We start from the raw sequence: 20,413 nt of genomic DNA, 5'->3' as shown, positions 1-20,413 counted from the left end.
GCCGGAGGCGCCGCGCAGCGTGGCGGCCGGCGCGGCGGTGGTCTGCTTCAGCGGCGACAAGCTGCTCGGCGGCCCGCAGGCCGGCTTGATTGTCGGAGGTCGCGACCTGCTCCAGCGGATCCGCAGGCACCCGCTGATGCGCGCGTTCCGGGCCGACAAGATGACCTACGCGGCGCTCGAGGCCACGCTGCAGGCGTATGCCGAGGGGCGCGCGTCCGAGGAGGTGCCGGTCGCGCGCATGATCGCCATGCCGCGCGCGCGCGTCGCCGCGCGCGCCGCGGCGCTCGCCGGCGCGCTGCGCAGCGCCGGCTATGAGGTCGCGCTGAAGGATGGCGTCTCGACGATCGGCGGCGGCAGCGCGCCCGGGTCGGAGCTGCCGACCACGCTTGTCGCCATCGCCCGCGACGGCCTCAGCGCCGGCGCGCTCGACGCACGACTGCGCGCCTCACAGCCGCCCATCGTCGCGAGGATCGAAGACGATCGGATCGTGATCGATCTCAGGACCGTGCTCCCGGCCGACGAGCCGTTGCTGCTCGGCGCGCTCAAGGCAGCTGTCTAACCGATGTTTGAGGGGTTCGGCAGGTTCGATCCACCAGAGTTCCGCCGCACCTGAATATCGCCGCGGGATCGCTGCACGAGATTCAAAACCACCTCCGGGATGGACTGAGCCAGGAGTACATTGAGAGGGAGGAATTCGACGGCCTGTGGCTTCTCTCAAAAAGAGCCCGCGCCGCCACGCTGACCCTCATGGCCTACCTGGAAAAATGCCCCCGAAAACGCCCCTAAAAGATCGTGCTGACAGACGCGAGCGCGATGTCGAGCACTCGTGTCGGGAGGATGCCGAGATAGAGGACCGCGAGCGTCGCCAGCCCAAGCGCCGCGAGGCCTGCGCGCGAAATGACGGGGATCGGCGCCGCCTCGGGCCCTTCCGTCATGAACATCATGACGACGATGCGCAGGTAGTAGAAGACGGAGATGACGCTCGTCAGCACGCCGATGATCGCGAGCCAGTAGTAGCCTTCCGACACCGCGGCGGCGAAGACGTACCACTTGCCCACGAACCCGGCCATCGGCGGCAGGCCGCCGAGCGACAGCAGGAAGATCGTCATCAGGGCCGCAATGCCGGGGCGGCGGTTCCAGAGCCCGGCGAAGTCGCGAATGTCGGCGTGCTCGCGCTCACGCGTGCCGAGCAGCGCCACCACGCCGAACGCGCCCAGGTTCGTCGCCGCATACGCCGCCAGGTAGAAGAGCACCGCCGCCTTCCCCGTCGTGTTCGCGGCGACCAGGCCCACCAGGATGTAGCCGGCGTGCGCGATGCTCGAGTAGGCGAGCATCCGCTTGATGTTGCTCTGCGCCACCCCCACCACCGTCCCGATCACCATCGTCGCCACCGAGATGATCCAGAGGAGCGGCACCCAGTCGCCGCGCATCGGCTCGAACGACGACAGGAACACGCGCAGGAACGCGGCAAACGCCGCGGCCTTCACGCCGGTGGACATGAAGGCGGTGACCACCGTGGGCGCTCCCTCGTACGCGTCGGGCGTCCACATGTGGAACGGCACCGCGGACACTTTGAACCCGAAGCCGGCGACGAGCAGCCCGACGGCCACCAGCGTGAGCACGCCGGGCTCCATCGAGCGCGCCGCCAGCTCCACGCCCACCTCATCCAGCCTCGTGCTGCCGGTGACCACGTAGGTGAACGCGATTCCGTAGAGGAAGAAGGCGGACGAGAACGAACCCAGCAGGAAATACTTGAACGCGGCTTCCGCCCCGACCGCGCTCGAGCGGCGCAGCCCGGTGAGCACGTAGACGGCCAGCGAGAGAATCTCGAGCGCCAGGAAGATGACGAGCAGGTCGGTGGCCGCCGCCATCATCATCATGCCGGCGATCGCGAAGAGCGTGAGGGCGTAGTACTCCCCTTGCGGCAGCCCTTCGCGCTCGATCGCCTGGCCCGACAGCAGGATCGTCAGGACGCCGATCCCGGCGAGCACCAGGTTGAAGAAGAGCGAGAAGTTGTCGGCGCGAATCACGCCGAAGCCGCTGGCGTCACGGCCCCACAGGAAGACCGACGCCGCGGCCGCGCCCGCCAGACCGATGATGCCCAGGCCCCCGATCGGCATGCGCTCGCCCGGCCGGCGGAACGCCTCGGCGACCATCGCGGCGCAGGCCGCGAGCGTGACGGTGAGGATCGGAATGATGGCGGCGAAGTCAGTCGACATGGTGGAAAAGGGGTCGGGAGCCTTTTTCGGCGGTCGGGTCGCTGCCGAAAAAGGCTCCCGACCCCTTTTTCAGCACCACCGCGGGCTGCCGGTTGATCACACGCTCGACCACGCGGTTCACCGACGGCTCCATCGCCCGCAGGAACGGCGCGGGCAGCAGGCCCATCAGGATCGACATGGCCACGATCGGCACGAGGATCGTCCACTCGCGCGTGGAGAGGTCCTTCATCCGCCCGTTCTCGTCCTTCGTCACCGGCCCGTAGTTGACGCGCTGGAACATCCAGAGCATGTACACGGCGGAGAGGATGACGCCGGTGGCGGCAATCGCCGCATACCGCGGATCCCAGCGCCACGCGCCGACGAGGATCAGGAACTCGCCGATGAAGCCGTTGAGCCCCGGCATCGCGATCGAGGCGAGCGTGATGATCAGGAACGCCGCCACCAGCTGCGGCGTGACCTTCTTCAGCCCGCCGAACTCCGAGATCAGCCGCGTGTGCCGCCTGTCCGAGAGCATGCCGACGATCAGGAACAGCCCGCCGGTGCTGACGCCGTGGTTCAGCATCTGGTAGACGGCCCCCTGCATCCCCTGCACGTTCATCGCGCAGATGCCGAGGACGACGAAGCCCAGGTGGCTGACGCTCGAGTAGGCCACCAGCTTCTTCATGTCCGGCTGCACCATCGCGACCAGCGCGCCGTAGACGATGCCCACCACCGCCAGCACCGCGAGGTACGGCGCGAACGCGGCGGCGACGTCCGGGAACAGCGGGAACGAGAAGCGCACCAGGCCGTACGTCCCCATCTTCAGCAGCACGCCCGCCAGGATGACCGACCCGGCCGTCGGCGCCTCCACGTGCGCGTCGGGCAGCCACGTGTGGAACGGGAACAGCGGCACCTTGATCGCGAAGGCCAGCGTGAAGGCGAGGAAGAACCAGACCGACAGGTTCCGCGGGATGTCCAGCCGGTAGAGATCCAGCAGGTTGAAGCTGTACGCCCCCGTCGCGCTGTAGTGGAGGTAGGCGAGCCCGATGATCGCGATGAGCATCAGGACGCTGCCCGCCATCGTGTACAGGATGAACTTGACGGCCGCGTAGATGCGCCGGTCGTATCCCCACACGCCGATGAGGAAATACATCGGCACCAGCATCGCGTCCCAGAAGACGTAGAACAGGAACAGGTCGAGCGACGCGAACACGCCGAGCATGCCCGTCTCGAGCGCCAGGATGAAGAAGCTGAACGCAGGCGTCCTCTTCGTCACCGAGCCCCACGACGACAGCAGCGCGATGGGCGTCAGAAAGCCGGTCAGCACGATGAGCAGCAGGCTGATCCCGTCCACGCCGAGGTGATAGGAGATCCCGAAAGCCGGGATCCACTCCCGCTTCTCGATGAACTGGAACTCGGCGCCGGCCGGCGAGGCGTCGAAGCCCGCACACAGCATCAGCGTCAGCGCAAAGACGACGAGCGACACGGCGAGCGAGAGCCAGCGCACGAGCGCGTCGCGCTCTCCCTCGCGGTCGCCGGTGACGAGCGCGACGGGCGCGCCGGCGAGCGGCAGGAAGACGATCAACGAAAGCATCGGCATGCGCCTATCACCACCACAGGTAGTAGCCCAGGATCGCGACGACCCCGAACAAGAGGGACACGGCGTAGGTCCGCATCGAGCCGCTCTGGAGGCGGCGCAGGACGGCGCTGCCGCCGCGGACCACCGCGCCGGTGCCGTTCACCGCGCCGTCGATCACGCCCGCGTCCACGCCGCGCCACAGCGCGACGGTCGAGGTCCTCTTGATCGGCTGCACGACCGCCGTGTCGTACAGTTCGTCGACGTAGTACTTGTTGAGCAGCAGCCGGTACGGTCCCGGCAGCGCCGCGGCAATCTCCTCTGCGCGATCGCGCCGCTTCAGGAAGAAGAACACCGCGATGCCGATGCCGAGGAGCGCGATGGCGCTCGAGACGCCCATCAGCGCCACCTCGGTCGTGCTGCTTTCGCTTGAGGCGTCAGGGGGGTGCGTAGAAGCTTCGCCCTCGGCGCTGTGGTGCCCGGCCGCTTCCACCGCGAACGACGGCTCGAGGAACGTCTCCATGCGGTTGCTGCCGCCGAGCGCGTGCGGCACGCCGGCGTAGCCCGCCAGCACCGACCCGATGGCGAGCACGATGAGCGGCACCGCCATCGACGCCGGCGCGTCGTGCAGGTGCGCGTGCGCGTCGTGCGCCGCGTGATGCCCGGCGGCGCGCCGCTCGCCATGGAAGGTGAGAAACACGAGCCGGAACATGTAAATCGCCGTCAGCAGCGACGTGACGACGCCGACCGTCCAGAGAGTGCGGTGCCCTCCCGCAAATGTGCGGAAGAGGATTTCATCCTTGCTGAAGAACCCGGACAGCAGCGGAACGCCCGCGATGGCGAGCGCGCCGATGAGGAACGTCCAGTAGGTGATCGGCAGCGCCTTCCTGAGGCCCCCCATGTTCCGCAGGTCCTGCTCCCCCGCCAGCGCGTGGATCACCGCGCCCGACCCGAGAAACAGCAGCGCCTTGAAGAACGCGTGCGTGTAGAGATGGAAGATGCCGGCCGAGAACGCGCCGACGCCCATCGCGAGGAACATGAACCCGAGCTGCGACACCGTCGAGTACGCCAGCACCCGCTTGATGTCGTTCTGCACGAGGCCGATGGTGCCCGCCATCAGCGCCGTCGCGACGCCCACCACGGCGACCACGTCCATCGTGATCGGCGCGTGGCTGAACAGCACCGCGTTGCGCCCGATCATGTACACGCCCGCCGTCACCATCGTCGCGGCGTGGATGAGCGCGGAGACCGGCGTCGGCCCCTCCATCGCGTCGGGAAGCCACACGTACAGCGGGATCTGCGCCGACTTGCCGGTGGCGCCAAGCAACAGCAGCAGCGTCGCGAGCGTCACCGTGCCCACCGCCGCTTCCGGCGCCCACCGCGAGACGGCGGCGGCGACCTCCTGGAAGTCCAGCGTGCCGAACGTCGTGAAGATCAGCGCCATCGCGAGGATGAAGCCGAAATCGCCGATCCGGTTGACGACGAACGCCTTCTTGCCGGCGTCCGACGCGGAGTGCTTCTCGAACCAGAAGCCGATCAGCAGGTACGAGCAGAGGCCCACCCCCTCCCAGCCGACGAACATCACCGGGAAGCTCGCGCCCAGGACGAGCACGAGCATGAAGGCGGCAAACAGGTTCAGGTACGAGAAGTAGCGCGCGTACTCGGAGTCGGACTCCTCGTGCATGTATCCGATCGAGTAGAGGTGGATCAGCGACCCGATGCCCGTGACGACGAGGATCATCACGCCGCTCAGGGGATCGAGCCGCAGCGCGAAGGGGATCTGCAGGTCGCCCGACGGAATCCAGTCGTAGAGCGCCTCGGTGATGGGCCCGTGGCCGATCATCTGCCAGAAGGCCGCCGCGGACACGCCGAAGGCCAGGAACATGAGCCCCGTCGCCAGCCCGCCCGAGACGTTCTTCGGCAGCCGCCTCCCGAGCGAGGCGTTGATCACGAAGCCGAGAAGCGGAAGAAGGATGATGAGGGCTACCATTTCAGTGCCGTGAACGCGTCCGGACTGAGCGTCTCGCGGTGCCGGAACAGGGCGATGACAATCGCGAGCCCGACGGCGGCCTCCGCGGCGGCCACGGTCATCACAAAAAAGACGATGATCTGGCCGTCGAGCGCGTGCTCCACTGGTTGTATGCGCGAGACCCAGTCGCGCCCGGCCGCGACGAACATCAGGTTCACGGCGTTCAACATGATCTCGATCGAGAGCAGGATCGTGATCAGGTTGCGGCGGAGGAACACACCCGCCGTGCCGATCGAGAAGAGGATGGCCGAGAGCATGAGGTAATGGTTCAGCGTGGGCACGTCAACTCCTCGTCTCCCTCCGCGCCAGCACGACGGCGCCGACCATCGCCACCAATATCAGGACCGACGTCGCCTCGAACGCGAACGCGTGGCGCGTGTACAGCAGGCGTCCCACCTCGCGCACCGAGCGCAGCGCGGCCACGCCGTCCCCCTCGGGGAGCGCCGTCGCGCCCAGGCGGCCGAGCGCCCAGACCAGCGCGGCGACGAACACCACCGCCAGCGCCACGCCGATGCGGCGCGTGGCGAGCGTGGTCCCGAACCCGGGCAGCATCGCCTCTTCGCGCGGCACGTTCAGCAGCATGACGACGAACAGGAACAGCACCATGATCGCGCCGGCATAGACGATGATCTGCGTGACGGCGACAAACGGCGCGTCGAGCAGCACGTAGAGGCCGGAGAGGCCGCCGAACGACGCGATGAGCAGCAGCACGCTGTACATCGGGTTGCGCTGCCCGATCACGAGCAGCGAGGCTGCGACCGCCAGCCCCCCGAACACGTAGAAGAGGATGAGATCCATCACAAATTGAAATAAATCACGACCGCCGCCGTGCCGAGGATGTTCAGCACCGCCAGCGGCAGCAGCCACTTCCACCCGAAGGCCATCAACTGGTCGTACCGGAAGCGCGGCAGCGTCCACCGCATCCAGATGTAGAAGAACATCAGCGCGGCCACCTTCACGATGAACCAGATCCAGTCGAGCCAGTCGGGCAGGAACGGCCCGTGCCACCCGCCCAGAAACAGGCTCGTGGCCACGGCGGACACGGTCACCATGTTGATGTACTCCGCGAGGAAGAACATCGCGAAGCCCATGCTGCTGTACTCCGTGTGGTAGCCGGCCACCAGCTCCTGCTCGGCTTCCGGGAAATCGAACGGCGCGCGATTGGTCTCCGCGACCCCCGCGATCATGTAGATCACGAACGCGACGAGCCCGAACGGCATCCAGAACACGTTCCACCGCGGGATGAAGCCCCACCAGTACCCTCCCTGCGCGTCCACGATCTCGCGCAGCGACAGGGAGCCGGCGACGACGATGACGGCCGCGAGCGCCAGGCCGTAGGACAGCTCGTACGAGATCATCTGCGCGGACGAGCGCAGCCCGCCGAGCAGCGAGTACTTCGAGTTCGAGCTCCAGCCCGCCAGCACGATGCCGTAAATGCCCATCGACGTGATCGCGAAGATCACCAGGATCGCGACGTTCACGTCCGCCACCCCGAGGCCGATCGGCTCGGGCAGCAGGCCGAACAGCGTCGTCGACGCGCCGAAGGGGACGACGGCGAACGCCGCGAACGCGGCGGTCGCCGAAATGACCGGCGCGAGCGAGAAGAGGAGCGCGTCGGCCGCCTTCGGCCGCAGGTCCTCCTTGAACATCAGCTTCAGGATGTCGGCGAAGGGCTGCAGCAGGCCGTACGGGCCGACGCGGTTCGGGCCGGGACGGTCCTGGATCCACCCGGCGATCTTGCGCTCGAAGTACACGGACGCCGCCGCGGAGAGGAGCAGGCAGGTGAAGACGAAGAAAATCAGGCCGACCTGCGCGACGAGGGTGACGCTCATGCGTGCGCTCCCTGCGCCGCGGCGCCGGCGCGCGGCTCGCGCCGCCAGCCGGCGCGGTGCGGGCAGCGCCCCTCGCGGACGTGCGCCTCGAACTCCGCGCGGAAATGCTTCACCGCCGTGAGCGCCGGGGCGGCGGCCGCGTCCCCGAACGGGCACAGCGTCTTGCCCGCGATGTTCCCGGCGACGTTAGTGAGCAGGTCGATGTCCGACATCGCGCCTTCGCCGCTCTCGAGCCGCCGCAGGATCTTGTACAGCCAGTCGGTGCCCTCGCGGCACGGGGTGCACTTGCCGCACGACTCGTGGCGGTAGAAGTGCAGCAGGTTCTCGGCCGCCCACACCATGCACGTCGTCTCGTCCATGACGATGATGGCCGCCGAGCCGAGCATGGATCCCGCCTTCGCGACCTCGTCGAAGCTCGCGGGGATGTCGAGCTGGTGCGGCAGCAGGATCGGCACCGACGATCCGCCGGGGATGACCGCCTTGATCGTGTGCCCGTCGCGCGGCCCCCCGGCCATGTCGTAGATGATCTCCCGCAGCGTCGTCTTCATCGTCGCTTCGTAGACGCCGGGGCGCTTGACGTGGCCGCTGACGCAATAGAGCTTCGGCCCGCCGTTCTTCTCGGGGCCGAGCGACGCGTACCACTCGGGCCCGTTGGTGATGATCGCGGGAACGTTGCAGAGCGTCTCGACGTTGTTGACGGCGGTCGGCGCGCCGTACAGCCCCGCGACGGCCGGGAACGGCGGCTTGATGCGCGGCTGCGCGCGCTTCCCCTCGAGCGACTCGAGCAGCGCGGTTTCCTCGCCCGCCTCGTACGCGCCCGCGCCGCGGTGCACGTAGATCTCGCAGTCGAAGCCGGTGCCCAGGATGTTCGTGCCGATGTAGCCCGCCTGGCGCGCCGCCTCGATCTGCGCCTCGAGGACGCGCTGCACGTGGTGGAACTCGCCGCGGATGTAGATGTAGGCGACCTTCGCGCCGATCGCGTAGCAGCCGATGAGGCACCCCTCGAACAGCAGGTGCGGGTTGCGCTCCATCAGCACGTGGTCCTTGAACGTGCCCGGCTCGCTCTCGTCGGCGTTGCACGCGATGTACTTCGGGAGCGGCGTGTCCTTCAGCACGAACTTCCACTTGAGCCCGGTGGGAAACCCGGCGCCGCCGCGGCCGCGCAGCCCGGCCTTCGTGACGACATCGATGATGTCGTTCGGCTGCATCCCGAGCGCCTTCTTGAGGGCCTCGTACCCGCCGTTCTTCACGTAGAAGTCCAGCGTGTGGCCGTTCGGCTCGCGAACGAAACGGGTGAGAACTGGATCCATGTCTATACCGCGCGGCGCCTGTCGCCGAGTAGCCGCCCGCCGAGCGCCTGCGACAGCCGCCGCAGCGCGGACCGTTTCTGCCAGCGGCCGCGGGTGTACAGCGTCAGTTCCGGCCGCAGGCAGAAATGGTCAAGCTGCGGCATCACTCGCGCAGGCGCACACGCGCGCAGCCTCATTTCTCCACCTTCAGATGGCAGCCCGTCAGCGCGGCGAGGCCCTTGGCTCGCAGGCCGTCAATCAGCTGCGTCACCGTCTCCGGCGTCTGGCGCTCGTGCCAGTGCTCGTTGTTCACCATCACCACCGGCGCGCGGTCGCACGCGCCGAGGCACTCGAACTCCAGCAGCGTGAACATGCCGCTCGGATCCGTCTCGCCGACCTTGATCCCCAGCGTGTCCTGGATCGCGTCGACCACGCGCTCGGCGCCGTTCAGCGCGCACGAGAGCGTGCGGCACACCTGCAGCACGTACTTCCCCGTCGGCTGCCGGAAGAACATGACGTAGTACGACACCACGTCGTCCACTTCGGCGGCCGTGAGGCCGATGACCTCCGCCACGTGCCGCGCGGCGCCCGCCGTGATGTAGCCCTGCTGCTCCTGCACGAGATAGAGCGCCGCGAGGACCGCCGAGCGCCGCTGCTCCGGCGGATAGCGCCGGCAGATCTCCTCGAGCTTCGCGCGGTTCTCCGGCGTGTACGCGAACGGCGTCCCCTCGTCCAGCACCGCGCGCTGCGAGCGGTGGTGCTCCGGGGTGCCGTAGGGAACGACTGCGTGGAAACTCATCGATCGACGTCTCCCATGACGACGTCGGTGGAGCCGATGACGGCGATGACGTCGGCGATCATGCCGCCGATGATCAGCTTCGGCAGCCCCTGGCACGCGTAGAACGACGGCGCGCGCATCTTCACGCGCGCGGGGCGGTTCGTGCCGTCCGACACGATGTAGGTCCCGTGCTCGCCGCGCGGCCCCTCGACCGGCACGTACGCCTCGCCCGCCGGCACCGTGAAGCCCTGCGAGTACAGCAGGAAGTGCTGGATGAGCGCTTCCATCTCCGTGTACACGCGGTCCTTCGGCGGCGGGACGATGCGGTAGTCCTGGATGTCGAAGACGCCGGTCGGGCTGATGCGGTCGAGCGCCTGGCGCGCGATGCGCACGCTCTGCCGCATCTCCTCCATGCGCACGAGGTACCGATCGTACACGTCGCCGCGGGTGCCGATCGGCACCTCGAAGTCGTACGTCTCGTAGCCGAGGTACGGGAACGCCTTGCGCACGTCGTACGAGATGCCGGCGCCGCGCGCGATCGGCCCCGCCAGGCCCCACGCGATCGCGTCCGGCCCGCTGATGGCGCCGACGTTCCGCGTGCGCTTGATCCAGATCTGGTTCTGCGTGAGCAGGTCTTCGTACTCGTTCAGCTTCGACGGGAACCGGTCGAGGAACGCGCGCACCGCGTCGTGGAAGCCGGCCGGCAGGTCCTCGCGCAGGCCGCCGATCCGCATGTAGCTCGGGAACATGCGGAAGCCCGCGATCAGCTCGTTGATGTTGAGCAGCAGCTCCCGCTCGCGGAAGCAGTACATCATCACCGAGACCGCGCCGATCTCCATGCCGTGCGTGCCGAGCCAGACCAGGTGGCTGTTGATGCGCTGCAGCTCCGACAGCAGGATGCGGATGTCCTTGACGCGCCGCGGCACGTCGATCCCGAGCAGCGTCTCGGCCGCGAGGCAGAACGCCATGCTGTTGGAGTGCGAGCTGAGGTAGTCCATGCGCTCGACGAGCGGGATCACCTGCTGCCACTTCTTCTGCTCGCACGTCTTCTCGATGCCCGTGTGCAGGAAGCCGATCGTGGGCTCGGCGGCGAGGATCGTCTCGCCGTCGAGCTCCAGCACCAGGCGGAGCACGCCGTGCGTGCTCGGGTGCTGCGGCCCCATGTTGACGGTCATCGTCTCCGTGCGCAGTTCCATTCTTAGCCCTCGCGGGGCGGCCTCCTGCGGCGCCGCAGCCGGCTCGTGCAGCGACTCCGCACTCACCGCGGCTTGCGGCGTTCCAGCCCCTACAGCTCGCGCTCGATCAGCTCGCAGATCGCGTGCAGCACCGTCCGGTGCACTTCCTGCACGCGCGCCGTGGACGTGCCCGGCACGTTCACGTGGATCCCCGCCGCGCGCCCGAGCGGCCCGCCGTCGCCCCCGGTGAGCGCAACCGTCGTCATCTTCTTCGACCGCGCCGTCTCGAAGGCCGCGAGCACGTTGGCGGACCTGCCGCTCGTCGAGATGCCGAGCGCCACGTCTCCCTCGCCGCCGAGCGCCTCGACCTGACGCGCGAACACGCGATCGAACGCGTAATCGTTGCCGATCGCGGTCAGGATGCTCGTGTCCGTCGTCAACGCGATCGCCGCCGCCGCGCGGCGCTCGAGCTGGAAGCGGCCGACCAGCTCGGCCGCGAAGTGCTGCGCGTCGGCGGCGCTGCCGCCGTTGCCGAACGCCAGCACCTTCTTTCCGTGCTTCACGGCGTCGGTCATCGCGCGGGCGGCCGCCGCCACCGGCGCCACGTCGCCGTCGCGCATCATCTCGTGCGCCCGGATCGCGCCGGCGAGGATGTCGCGAATCGCGCCCTCGGCCGCGTCACTCATCTTTTGCCTGCGAGAGGCGGCGGATCCGGTCGATGTTCTTCGCGAACTCCTCGGGCGAGAGCTGCAGCGGCTCGTACACCTTCACGCCGCGCCGGATCTGCACCGGGTAGTCCTTGCGCAGCGGGTGTCCCTCCCAGTCCTCGGGCATCAGCACGCGCCGCAGGTCGGCGTGGCCGTCGAACGTCACGCCGAACAGGTCGAACACCTCGCGCTCGGGCCACCCCGCCGACGGCCAGATCGTCGAGACCGTTGCGATGTGCGGATCCGATCCGGGCACGCGCACTTTCACGCGCAGCCGTTTTGCGGGGGATGACGCGCCGAGGCCGGGCACGCCGGTCGACACGAGCAGGTACACGATCTCGTAGCGCGGCTCGCCCGGGAAGTAATCGGCCCCGAGGAGGTCGGCGAGGAGCTGGAACTGCAGCGCCGGGTCTTCACGGAGCGTGCGGGCCACCTCCGGCCAGCTCTCGCGATCCACGGAGATCGCCGGCATGTCCAGCGTGGCGAGGGGGTCGATCTGCGCGGCGGGCACGGCCCGGCGCAGCGCATCGGCGATGGCGTTGGCGTCCATGCGGGGGCTCAGGCGGTCATCCGCTGCCGGTCGATCTTGCGCTGCAGCAGGACGATGCCGTAGATCAGCGATTCGGGCCGCGGCGGGCAGCCGGGGACGTAGACGTCGATCGGCACGACCTGGTCCGCCCCCTGGACGATCGCGTAGTTGTCGAACACGCCCCCCACCGACGCGCAGGCCCCCATCGAGATGACCCACTTCGGCTCCGGCATCTGGTCGTAGATGCGGCGCAGCACCGGCGCCATCTTCCGCGAGAGGCGGCCGGCGATGATCATCAGGTCGGACTGCCGCGGCGAGCCGCGGAACACCTCGGCGCCGAACCGCGCGATGTCGTAGCGCGAGGCGCTCATCGCCATCATCTCGATCGCGCAGCACGCCAGGCCGAAGGTCACCGGCCAGATCGACGAGCGCCGCGCCCACTGCACCATCTTCTCGACGGTCGTGGTCAGGACGGGGACTTCAATCTCTTCGATACCCATGCGGCTAGATCTTCTCCTCGCGCGCGGCGGGGCCCCAGTCGAGCACCCCCTTCCGCCAGACGTAAACGTAGCCGGCCAGCAGCAGGCCGAAGAACACGACGACCTGGATGAAGCCCGTCCACCGCAGGTCGCGCAGCGCCATCGACCACGGGTAGAGGAATGCCACCTCGATGTCGAAGAGCAGGAAGATCATGGCCACGAGGTAGAACTTGACCGGATGCCGCTCGCGGGCGTCCCCCACCGGCGGCATGCCGCACTCGTAGGGGGCCAGCTTTTCCGCGGTCGGGCGCCGGGGCCCGACGATGCGCCCCAGGATGACCGACACGGCGCCAAACCCGGCGCCGAGGAGCAGCATGATGAGGATTGGGAGCCAGCCAGTCAGCATGTATGAGTCCGAAACGGCGTGCGAACGGCGTGCCGCCGGGCTTGTGAAAAAAATCGCAAGCGACGAACGCTTCATGCTATCGGACGAGTCAACGCCAAGTCAACGAACGGGTTACAATCGAGCGATCCTCCCGTGACCATCCGCCTCAACGGCGAGCCGTACGTGCTCGACGCGCCCCTGACCGTGACCGAACTCCTCGACCGCCTGCGCATCGACCCCCGTCGCGTCGCCGTCGAGCGCAACCTCGTCGTCGTCCGGCGGGTGAGCTATCCGGATACCCTGATTAACGAGGGGGATGAAATAGAGATCGTGAACTTCGTGGGCGGTGGGTAACCCTATGCAGACATTGACTATTGCCGGCCGCGAGTTCCGCTCCCGGCTGATCGTCGGCACCGGAAAATATTCGTCCTTCCAGGTGATGCGCGAGGCGCACGACGCGTCGGGGGCCGAGATGGTCACCGTCGCCGTCCGGCGCGTGAACATCTCGGGCTGGAAAGGCGACCCGCGTGCGACGCCGCGGGATGCCGCCAGGGAAGCCTCCCTCCTCGACTACATCGACACCACGAGGCTCTTCATCCTTCCCAACACCGCGGCGTGCTACACCGCGGACGAGGCCATTCGGACCGCGCGGCTGGGACGTGAGGCGGGGCTGTCGAACTGGGTGAAGCTGGAGGTCATCGGCGACGAGAAGACGTTGTTCCCCGACAACGAGGCGCTGCTCCAGGCCACGCGCGTCCTGGTCAAGGAGGATTTCATCGTCCTCCCCTACTGCAGCGACGATCTGATCGTGTGTAAGAAGCTGGTGGACGCCGGCGCGTCCGCCGTGATGCCGCTCGGCGCGCCGTCCGCATCATCCGCGAGCAGATCGCCTCGGTCCCGCTCATCGTCGATGCGGGCGTGGGCACGGCGTCGGATGCGGCGCTGGCGATGGAGCTCGGTGCGGACGCCGTGCTGATGAACACCGCCATTGCGGGCGCCGAGGACCCGATTGCCATGGCGCGTGCGATGAAGCTGGCGGTGGAAGCCGGGCGCCTGGCGTACTTGTCCGGGCGCATCCCGCGGAAGATGTACGCCACGGCGAGCAGCCCGGTGGAGGGACTGATCACGCGGTGAGGCGGCCCGCCGGCATCACGATCATTGCCGCGTTCGCGACGGCGACGGCCACGCTCGTGGCGCAGCGGCCGCCGGCGCACCCGCCGGTCGCGATGCCGCCGGCGCACGCCGCCGTCAGGTCTCAGCAGGCGGTGCCGTTTGCCGCCGGCGAGACGCTCGTCTACGACGTGTCGTGGTCGTCGTACCTCACCGCCGGCCGCGCGTCGCTTTCCGTTGTCGAGCAGGTGCGTTCGGGCGCTTCTCCCCTTGCGTATCGCCTCGCCGCCGAAGGCAGGCCCACCGAGCTTCTCTCGACGCTCTACACGCTCTATTACAAGGTGGAGACGCGGCTCGACGCCTTCACGCTATTGCCGCAGCGCGCGTCGGTCTACAGCGAAGAGGGTCGCCGGCGGCGTGTCAAGACGGCAACCTTCGACCAGGCCAGGCACACCGTGACGTACGAGGCCGGCGAGCCTGGCAAGCCGGCACGGAAGCAGGTCCTCGAGGTGCCGCCGCTCACGCAGGACGCGTTGTCGGCGTTGTACGTGCTGCGGGCGCTGCGGCTCACGGCCGGGCAGCGGCTCTCGGTTCCGGTGGTGAACGAGGGGGAGTTGCATCGCGCCGCGCTCACGACCGGCGCGCGCGAGCCCATTCAGTGCGGGCTGGGCGCCGTGCAGGCCATGCGCATCGACATCACGGTGACGGACGCGAAGGGCGAGCCCGTGGCGCGCGACATGGCGGTCTGGCTCACGACCGGCAAGCGGCAGGTGCCCGTGCAGATGCAGGCGGAGTTGGCGATTGGGAGTTTCCGGCTGGTGTTGCGGGAGGCGAGGGGGTTGGTGCGGGAGCAGGCGGGAGTACGATGAGTCTCACAGGGCCGGGGGGATCGGATCGGCCGTTTCGGGATGGGCGGCCGATGAAGCGGGCGCTGGCCGTGGTCGTGGCTGTCGTGTGCCTGGCCGCTCCAGTCCTCGCGCAGAAGCGCGCGGCAAAACCCCCGGTTCGAAAGCCGGCCGCTGCCGCGCCGGCCAGCGCGAAGGCGGAACGCCCGGTGCCGTTCGCCGCCGGTGAATCTCTCACCTACGGCGTCTCGTGGTCGTCGTATGTCTCTGCCGGGCAGGCGTGTTGTCGATCAAGGAGAAGAAGCGTTCGTACGGCTCGACGGCGTACTACATCGTCGGGGAGGCCCGGCCGAGCTATCTCCTCTCCAAGCTATACACGCTCTACTACAAGGCCGACACGCTGCTCGACGCGTGCGACCTCGTTCCCCAGCGGGGGTCGATCTACTCCGAGGAGGGGCGGCGGCACCGCTTCAAGGCGGCGAGGTTCGACCAGCATCGCCGGAAGGCGGATTTCGAGATCAGGACCGCGTCCGTGTCGCGGCAGGAGATAACGCTCCCGCCGCTCACGCAGGATGCGCTGTCGGCGCTCTACGCGCTGCGCGTGCTGCGGTTGAAACAGGGCGAGCGTCTTTCCATCCCTGTGTTCGACAGCGGCAGGCTGTACCGGGTGGCGCTGACCGGGGGCCGGATCGAGGCCGTCAAGTCGGGAATCGGGTTGGTCGACGCCCAGCGCGTCGACATGGCCATCACCGATTCGCGCGGGCAGGCCGCGGGCCGCAGCCTCGCTGTGTGGCTCTCCGCGGATCGACGGCAGGTTCCGGTGCAGCTCAAGGCGGAGCTGGCTGTCGGAAGTTTCGTGCTGCGGCTGCGCGAGGCCCGCGGGTTGCTGCCGGAGCGGGCAAGATCACGATGAGTCTCACACTGCCGGGCGGGTCGGATCGGCTGTCTCGCGACCGCGAAGCCGCGCACGCGCGCTATCACGAGGCGCTCGCGGCGCTCGATCGCCTCGTCAACGAAACCGCGGCCGCGGCGATGACCGCGACGGCGGCGCAGCGCACGGCGCTGGATCACCGCCGACGCGAACCAATCGAACCCATCGAACCGTCCGAGTCTCTTTGCCTGGGCTTCGAAGATCTCTTCCGCGGCTCCGAAGCGGCGATCCGCGAGCCGCGACCTCACTCATGCCAGGCCGCTGCATCCGGACACCCTCAAGTACCTCGTGGTCGCGAGCGGCTTTGGCGAGGTCGAGGTGCGGTTCCGCACGCCGGTTCCGGAAGGCGACCGGCTGCAGCAGGTCACGCCGAACGCCACGGTGCCCGGCGAGCTGCGCCCCCTCATCGACGCGTTCAACCTGAACATGGAGCGGCTGAACGATCGGCTCTTCACGCACCTGGAGTATGCGGTCGTGGGGGTGCTGGGGTAGCGGCGGGGGGTAGCGGCTGGATCTAGCGCGGCTGCCCCGGGGCGTTCGGTACAAACTCCCACTTCATCGCGAGGCCGCGCTCGCCCGAGTCTTGTGTGCTGGAGTCGACGCGTTCCGGACGGAACGCGCGGTCGGTCCGAGCCTCGATCACGATTCGCTTCGCGCCTTCGGGAACGCGCACGTACGAGGTCACAGGGATATCTCGCGAGAGCCGGCGTCCTACCACCCGTTTTCCGTTTACCCGCACATCCGCGCGCACCAGGTCGCGGTTCGCGTCCGGATGCTCCACCCAGACCGTCAGCTTCAGCCAGCGGTCCGTAGCGGGCGGCACGGTAACCGCGCGGCGGCCGGTCCACGCCACGTCCTTCTGGAAGTCGAAGCCGTACGTGTAGTTGAAATCAAAGCGGGCGGCGCGAAACGGCGGCCGGAGATCGCTGGCGGTGGCGAGTGCCGCCACGTAAGCAATCGAGATTGCCAGCACCGCGATCCACGCTGGGTGTCTCATCGACGCCGTTGCCGGTTGTGTTCCAGTATCCGCAGCGTACCAGAAGACGAGGAGCCAAAACGTTATTACTACCGCCGGGTCCTGACCAGGCATCCCCAGCATCGAAGCCGCGGCAAAACCGACGAGCGGTCCGTTCAGGACGGCGCCTGGTCCAGCCAACCGCGAGCGACGCGGCCACAACCCGAAGGCAAACACAGCGACCCATACGATCCAGCCGACGCTCCCGAGCAGGCCCAGTTCGGCGAGCTGGTGCCGAAACCAGTTCTGCGCGTTGTCCGGCGCGATTTGGATACCGGCCGCCAGCCGTGCGTAGTCGGTGCAGAACGTGTGGTACGCGCCAACTCCAACGCCCGCCAGTGGGTGGTTGGCAAACATCGTGATTGCCACTGGGCCGTACCCATCGCGTTCCCATAAGTATCGTGCGGTGTTCCGCACCGACGTCATAGAGGGCGACGGGAGCAGCTCCCGCGTGCGATCCACCGCTGTCACACTGATCGAAGGCACCGTCAGAATCGCGGCGACGAACAGCGCGCAGGCGACTGCAATGGCTATCCCGTAGCGCCAGCGTTCGCGTCGGGACGACAAGTGCCGTGGCAGCTGCAGGGTGACTAAAACGGTGCCGATCACGGCTGCGAGGAGCGCGGCTCTTGCCCCCGATGTCCACACGCCGGCCCAGGCAAGCGCGAGTCCGGCTCCACCGATCGCCCACGCGAAGCGGCTTCGGATCAGGCCCACAGCGAGAAACGTCGGGGCCCACAACGCCGCGACCATGCCGAATGCGTTGCCGTCCATCAGCGTGCCTGCTGCCCGGTTAATCGAGGGCCAGATGTGCCCGCTCAGGAACGCGATATCGACAAATCCCTGATACGCGCCAACAGCACACGCAATGGCAACCGCGATGCCAAGCGGAGCCAACACTTCGCGGGGAAACGACTCGCGCCTCTCGGCTCCGTACGACAGGAACAGCCAATCGACCCACAGCAGCCCGATCAGATGCGAGAGCGCCACGTATGCGGTCCATGCCACTGCTCGAGGACCGGCAACCGCGATACCCGCAACCGGCAATCTGTTGTCCCACACGAAGGGCCACGTGAAATCCAACTCGCGCCAGGCCACCAAGGGCCAGGATGTGGCGACGATCACGGCCCAAGTGGCAATCGCCCAGCGCCAGCGCGCTGGGACGCTCCACGCTGCGAGTCCACCTGTAGCGGCAATCGTGCCGAGCAGCGCCGCCATCCAGACCGTCACGTAGGTGTAATGGTCGTGTCCCTGGAGCACCAGGAACATGGCGGGGCTGAGATACACGGGGAGCAGCGACAGGAACAGCGCCGCGCGGCGGGAGATACGCGAGATCAGGGCGCCCAGAACCGCGGCGCCAGCGCAAATCAACGGCAGAGACCGGATCGCGGGCGCGTCCGCGTACGCGGCGGTCGCCACCGCCAACGCAGCAGACGTCAGCACAAGAATCCGGGTCAGACGCGACATCGTCTGATACACACTGCGACGGGCGACTACGCCGAAAGGATGGGGATCGGTCAGCCTCCGACTACGTCGTCCTTGTCGGTCTCCCGCGGTGTCCCGCTAGCCGGCGGCGCGGCGGCAGGAATCCAGTGGCGGAAGTAGTGATGCGCCAGGCACGCGAGGGGAATAGCGATCATTCCAGCAAACAGTGTGAGAACGAAATACAGAAACCCGGTGCGCACCGTGAGCGAGGAGGTCGTCCGAACGACGAAGGGGCTTGTGATCGAATACAGCACCGTGTCGGGATTCAGGTTCTGCTGCGCGATCAGCTTGTAGACAGCCTGGACGTCGTCAATTGAGTGCGAAATGGCGGAGTACAGCTCATTCGTCCGCCGTGTGACCTCGGCGGCCATGGCTGGGTTCGTCAACGGATGTCCTGAGGCAAATGCCTTGCGCATCGAGTCGTAGTACTCAGCCTTCCTGTTCAGGTCCGCGAGGAGCACTCCATCGTCTATGATTCGGTCCGTGAGATCCTGGCGGTACTTGACGTCGTTCGCCTGAGTCGACAGCTGCACGAGCCGGTCGATGAACGATTCGGAGAGCTGTGGGGTCACGCCGCCGGTCCGCCCCTCGCCACTGATCGCCATGGAACCCGAGCTGCCGGCCTGTTGGTACGCGCGCAGCGCCTCCTGCAAGGAACCTACGCGCTGCCGCACTTGTTCCCGGGCGAGCTGCACTTCAAGAAGTCGATCCGAGAAGTACACATCGGCCCTAGCGACGTTGCGCGAAAGGCCGTTCGTACGAATCACCGCAATGAGAGGCTCCACCTTGAACCTGACCAGGTCCTCCAGATTCGCACCGACGTCTGCAAGTGCCACCTGATCTTCCCCGAACCGAACCGTCTCTGCGCCAGGTATCTTCGACATCTCATCAACCGACTTCAGCGCGCGTTCAATCATGCTGCGAAGGACGTCCACCGCCACGACATAATCTTCCGCTGACAGGAAGTCCTTTTTCAGTGCATTCTTCGAGATAACGGCGATGTTGTAGCGCGTGGCCCCTTTCCGCTCGGCGGCCTGCTGCGCCCACGTCGAAAGAGTGTCCTGCAGAATCTTGTTCAGCATCGACACAGGAATCTTCAGTACTCGATCCCTCGTCCGGTAGTTCAGTGAGAAAAATGCGGACTTCAGGCTTTCACGCTTCTTCCGGAACTCCTCCTCGATCCGACTGCGATCTACGGCGCTGAGCTTCGGATCCGCGAGCTTCGCTTGGTACTCATACGAGAGCAGGTCGAGATCCGGGTTTGACTGCAGAACGAACATGGCGTCCTTGAAATCGCCGAACTTCCCGTAGCGCTCCAGTTCGTTCTTCCTGAACACTTCGGAAAGCACAGGCGTGGCGACGATTTCGGCGCTGCTGAATTTCGTGCCGTTCGGAAATTGGTCCCGCTCGGCCCCTTCGAACGTCAGACGAAAACTTAGGGATGCAAGTCTCTCGTTCGGCACAATGGCGTAAACCAGAAGCATGACGCCGAGGTAACCAACAATGACGGCGATGAAGGCAATGAACATCGCTCGTCTGTAGGACCATAACGTCAACAGGAGCGGTCCCAATAGCGGCTCGTCGTTGATATTTTCGTTGGTAAAGTCGTCGCGACGATCAGTCATTCGTGCAGCTCCTGGAGTAACTCAGTGGGGATCGTGCCGGCTCAGTATAACAAGACGCTTCGCGTTGCTCGGAACTCGCTCTCAGTTCTGCGTCGGGATGGCGCTCGCAATGTCGCCACGCTCGCGCCAGGCGACACTCACGCAGAGTCCCCCGGCAAGCACGCCGATCAACAATGCTCCCCCAATCGACGCGGGTCCGGCTTCACGCGCGACGGCATTGCCGACGACGACGCCAACAGCGGCGAGCGCTCCATAAAGAAGGCCCACCGCCCGGTGCGAGACACCCGCAAGCACGAGCCTCTGGTAGAGGTGGCTTCGGTGCGGGCGAAGCAGATTCTCCCGCCGGGTTGCGCGCCGCAGAAAAGTGAAGGTGGTGTCGAATACGAACGGCCAGACGAACAAGATGCCCGCGGTCGCGGCCGCTG

Annotated in this window: 22 protein-coding genes and 1 pseudogene; 6 read left to right on the top strand and 17 right to left on the bottom strand. The window is 67.2% G+C overall.

The genetic code is table 11. The features are described 5' to 3' along the window. Positions 1-559 (top strand): L-seryl-tRNA(Sec) selenium transferase (locus HYU53_00690; GenBank protein ID MBI2219710.1); only part of this gene is annotated, 559 nt, incomplete at its 5' end. Positions 560-782: 223 nt separating this feature from the next. Here the strand turns inward: HYU53_00690 and HYU53_00685 are convergent. From HYU53_00685 to ndhC, 14 genes are all read right to left on the bottom strand, one after another. After that, a complete protein-coding gene (locus HYU53_00685) occupies positions 783-2,219 on the bottom strand; it encodes an NADH-quinone oxidoreductase subunit N (GenBank protein MBI2219709.1) in 1,437 nt (478 codons plus the stop codon). Continuing rightward, the gene (locus HYU53_00680) at positions 2,209-3,798 is read right to left on the bottom strand and encodes an NADH-quinone oxidoreductase subunit M (GenBank protein MBI2219708.1); all 1,590 of its coding nucleotides are present in this window, start codon (positions 3,796-3,798) and stop codon (positions 2,209-2,211) included. Before HYU53_00680 ends, HYU53_00685 begins: the two co-directional genes overlap by 11 nt. A 7-nt stretch (positions 3,799-3,805) precedes the next feature. Next, positions 3,806-5,764, bottom strand: coding sequence for an NADH-quinone oxidoreductase subunit L (gene nuoL / locus HYU53_00675; GenBank protein ID MBI2219707.1), 1,959 nt, complete (start codon positions 5,762-5,764; stop codon positions 3,806-3,808). Further along, positions 5,758-6,084 (bottom strand): NADH-quinone oxidoreductase subunit NuoK, encoded by a 327-nt coding sequence (gene nuoK, locus HYU53_00670; protein ID MBI2219706.1) that lies wholly within the window; start codon positions 6,082-6,084, stop codon positions 5,758-5,760. The genes nuoL and nuoK overlap by 7 nt, the downstream gene beginning before the upstream one ends. Before the next feature lies 1 nt (position 6,085). Next, on the bottom strand, positions 6,086-6,601 hold the full coding sequence (locus HYU53_00665; GenBank protein ID MBI2219705.1) for an NADH-quinone oxidoreductase subunit J: 516 nt from the start codon (positions 6,599-6,601) through the stop codon (positions 6,086-6,088). Beyond that, a complete protein-coding gene (nuoH, locus tag HYU53_00660) occupies positions 6,601-7,635 on the bottom strand; it encodes an NADH-quinone oxidoreductase subunit NuoH (protein ID MBI2219704.1) in 1,035 nt (344 codons plus the stop codon). The genes HYU53_00665 and nuoH overlap by 1 nt, the downstream gene beginning before the upstream one ends. After that, positions 7,632-8,945 carry an NADH-quinone oxidoreductase subunit NuoF gene (gene nuoF, locus HYU53_00655; protein MBI2219703.1) on the bottom strand — a complete coding sequence of 438 codons (1,314 nt, stop codon included), beginning with the start codon at positions 8,943-8,945 and terminating at the stop codon, positions 7,632-7,634. The genes nuoH and nuoF overlap by 4 nt, the downstream gene beginning before the upstream one ends. A gap of 2 nt (positions 8,946-8,947) precedes the next feature. Beyond that, positions 8,948-9,088 carry a hypothetical protein gene (locus HYU53_00650; GenBank protein MBI2219702.1) on the bottom strand — a complete coding sequence of 47 codons (141 nt, stop codon included), beginning with the start codon at positions 9,086-9,088 and terminating at the stop codon, positions 8,948-8,950. 29 nt (positions 9,089-9,117) lie between these two features. After that, positions 9,118-9,723: an NADH-quinone oxidoreductase subunit NuoE gene (gene nuoE / locus HYU53_00645; GenBank protein MBI2219701.1), complete on the bottom strand. Its 606-nt coding sequence runs from the start codon at positions 9,721-9,723 to the stop codon at positions 9,118-9,120. After that, positions 9,720-10,898: an NADH dehydrogenase (quinone) subunit D gene (nuoD, locus tag HYU53_00640; GenBank protein MBI2219700.1), complete on the bottom strand. Its 1,179-nt coding sequence runs from the start codon at positions 10,896-10,898 to the stop codon at positions 9,720-9,722. Before nuoD ends, nuoE begins: the two co-directional genes overlap by 4 nt. An 89-nt stretch (positions 10,899-10,987) precedes the next feature. Beyond that, complete coding sequence (locus HYU53_00635) at positions 10,988-11,563, bottom strand: SIS domain-containing protein (GenBank protein ID MBI2219699.1); 576 nt, start codon at positions 11,561-11,563, stop codon at positions 10,988-10,990. Beyond that, entirely contained in the window at positions 11,556-12,134 is a 579-nt protein-coding gene (locus tag HYU53_00630) for an NADH-quinone oxidoreductase subunit C (protein ID MBI2219698.1), read from the bottom strand. Before HYU53_00630 ends, HYU53_00635 begins: the two co-directional genes overlap by 8 nt. A gap of 8 nt (positions 12,135-12,142) precedes the next feature. After that, a complete protein-coding gene (locus HYU53_00625; GenBank protein MBI2219697.1) occupies positions 12,143-12,613 on the bottom strand; it encodes an NADH-quinone oxidoreductase subunit B in 471 nt (156 codons plus the stop codon). Between the two features lie 4 nt (positions 12,614-12,617). Next, entirely contained in the window at positions 12,618-12,998 is a 381-nt protein-coding gene (gene ndhC, locus HYU53_00620; GenBank protein MBI2219696.1) for an NADH-quinone oxidoreductase subunit A, read from the bottom strand. Between the two features lie 132 nt (positions 12,999-13,130). Between ndhC and thiS the strand changes: the two genes are divergently transcribed. The 5 genes and pseudogenes from thiS (at position 13,131) to HYU53_00595 (ending at position 16,355) form a co-directional block, all read left to right on the top strand. Continuing rightward, positions 13,131-13,331, top strand: coding sequence for a sulfur carrier protein ThiS (thiS, locus tag HYU53_00615; protein ID MBI2219695.1), 201 nt, complete (start codon positions 13,131-13,133; stop codon positions 13,329-13,331). Positions 13,332-13,335: 4 nt separating this feature from the next. Further along, positions 13,336-14,111 (top strand): annotated as a pseudogene (locus HYU53_00610) (thiazole synthase). Continuing rightward, positions 14,108-14,956: a DUF3108 domain-containing protein gene (locus HYU53_00605; GenBank protein MBI2219694.1), complete on the top strand. Its 849-nt coding sequence runs from the start codon at positions 14,108-14,110 to the stop codon at positions 14,954-14,956. Before HYU53_00610 ends, HYU53_00605 begins: the two are co-directional and overlap by 4 nt. A gap of 226 nt (positions 14,957-15,182) precedes the next feature. Beyond that, a complete protein-coding gene (locus HYU53_00600) occupies positions 15,183-15,845 on the top strand; it encodes a DUF3108 domain-containing protein (protein MBI2219693.1) in 663 nt (220 codons plus the stop codon). 306 nt (positions 15,846-16,151) lie between these two features. After that, a complete protein-coding gene (locus HYU53_00595; protein MBI2219692.1) occupies positions 16,152-16,355 on the top strand; it encodes a hypothetical protein in 204 nt (67 codons plus the stop codon). A gap of 22 nt (positions 16,356-16,377) precedes the next feature. On the opposite strand, the gene HYU53_00590 is transcribed toward HYU53_00595, so the two are convergent. From HYU53_00590 to HYU53_00580, 3 genes are all read right to left on the bottom strand, one after another. After that, positions 16,378-18,345, bottom strand: a complete 1,968-nt coding sequence (locus HYU53_00590; GenBank protein ID MBI2219691.1) for an O-antigen ligase family protein — start codon at positions 18,343-18,345, stop codon at positions 16,378-16,380. A gap of 50 nt (positions 18,346-18,395) precedes the next feature. Further along, a complete protein-coding gene (locus tag HYU53_00585) occupies positions 18,396-19,988 on the bottom strand; it encodes a hypothetical protein (GenBank protein ID MBI2219690.1) in 1,593 nt (530 codons plus the stop codon). An 81-nt stretch (positions 19,989-20,069) separates the two neighbouring features. Continuing rightward, positions 20,070-20,390: a hypothetical protein gene (locus HYU53_00580; GenBank protein ID MBI2219689.1), complete on the bottom strand. Its 321-nt coding sequence runs from the start codon at positions 20,388-20,390 to the stop codon at positions 20,070-20,072. Between the last annotated feature and the right edge of the window lie 23 nt (positions 20,391-20,413).

The sequence above is a fragment of the Acidobacteriota bacterium genome (assembly GCA_016184105.1).
Classification (GTDB): domain Bacteria; phylum Acidobacteriota; class Vicinamibacteria; order Vicinamibacterales; family 2-12-FULL-66-21; genus JACPDI01.
This window is presented reverse-complemented; position numbering and strand designations above follow the sequence as displayed.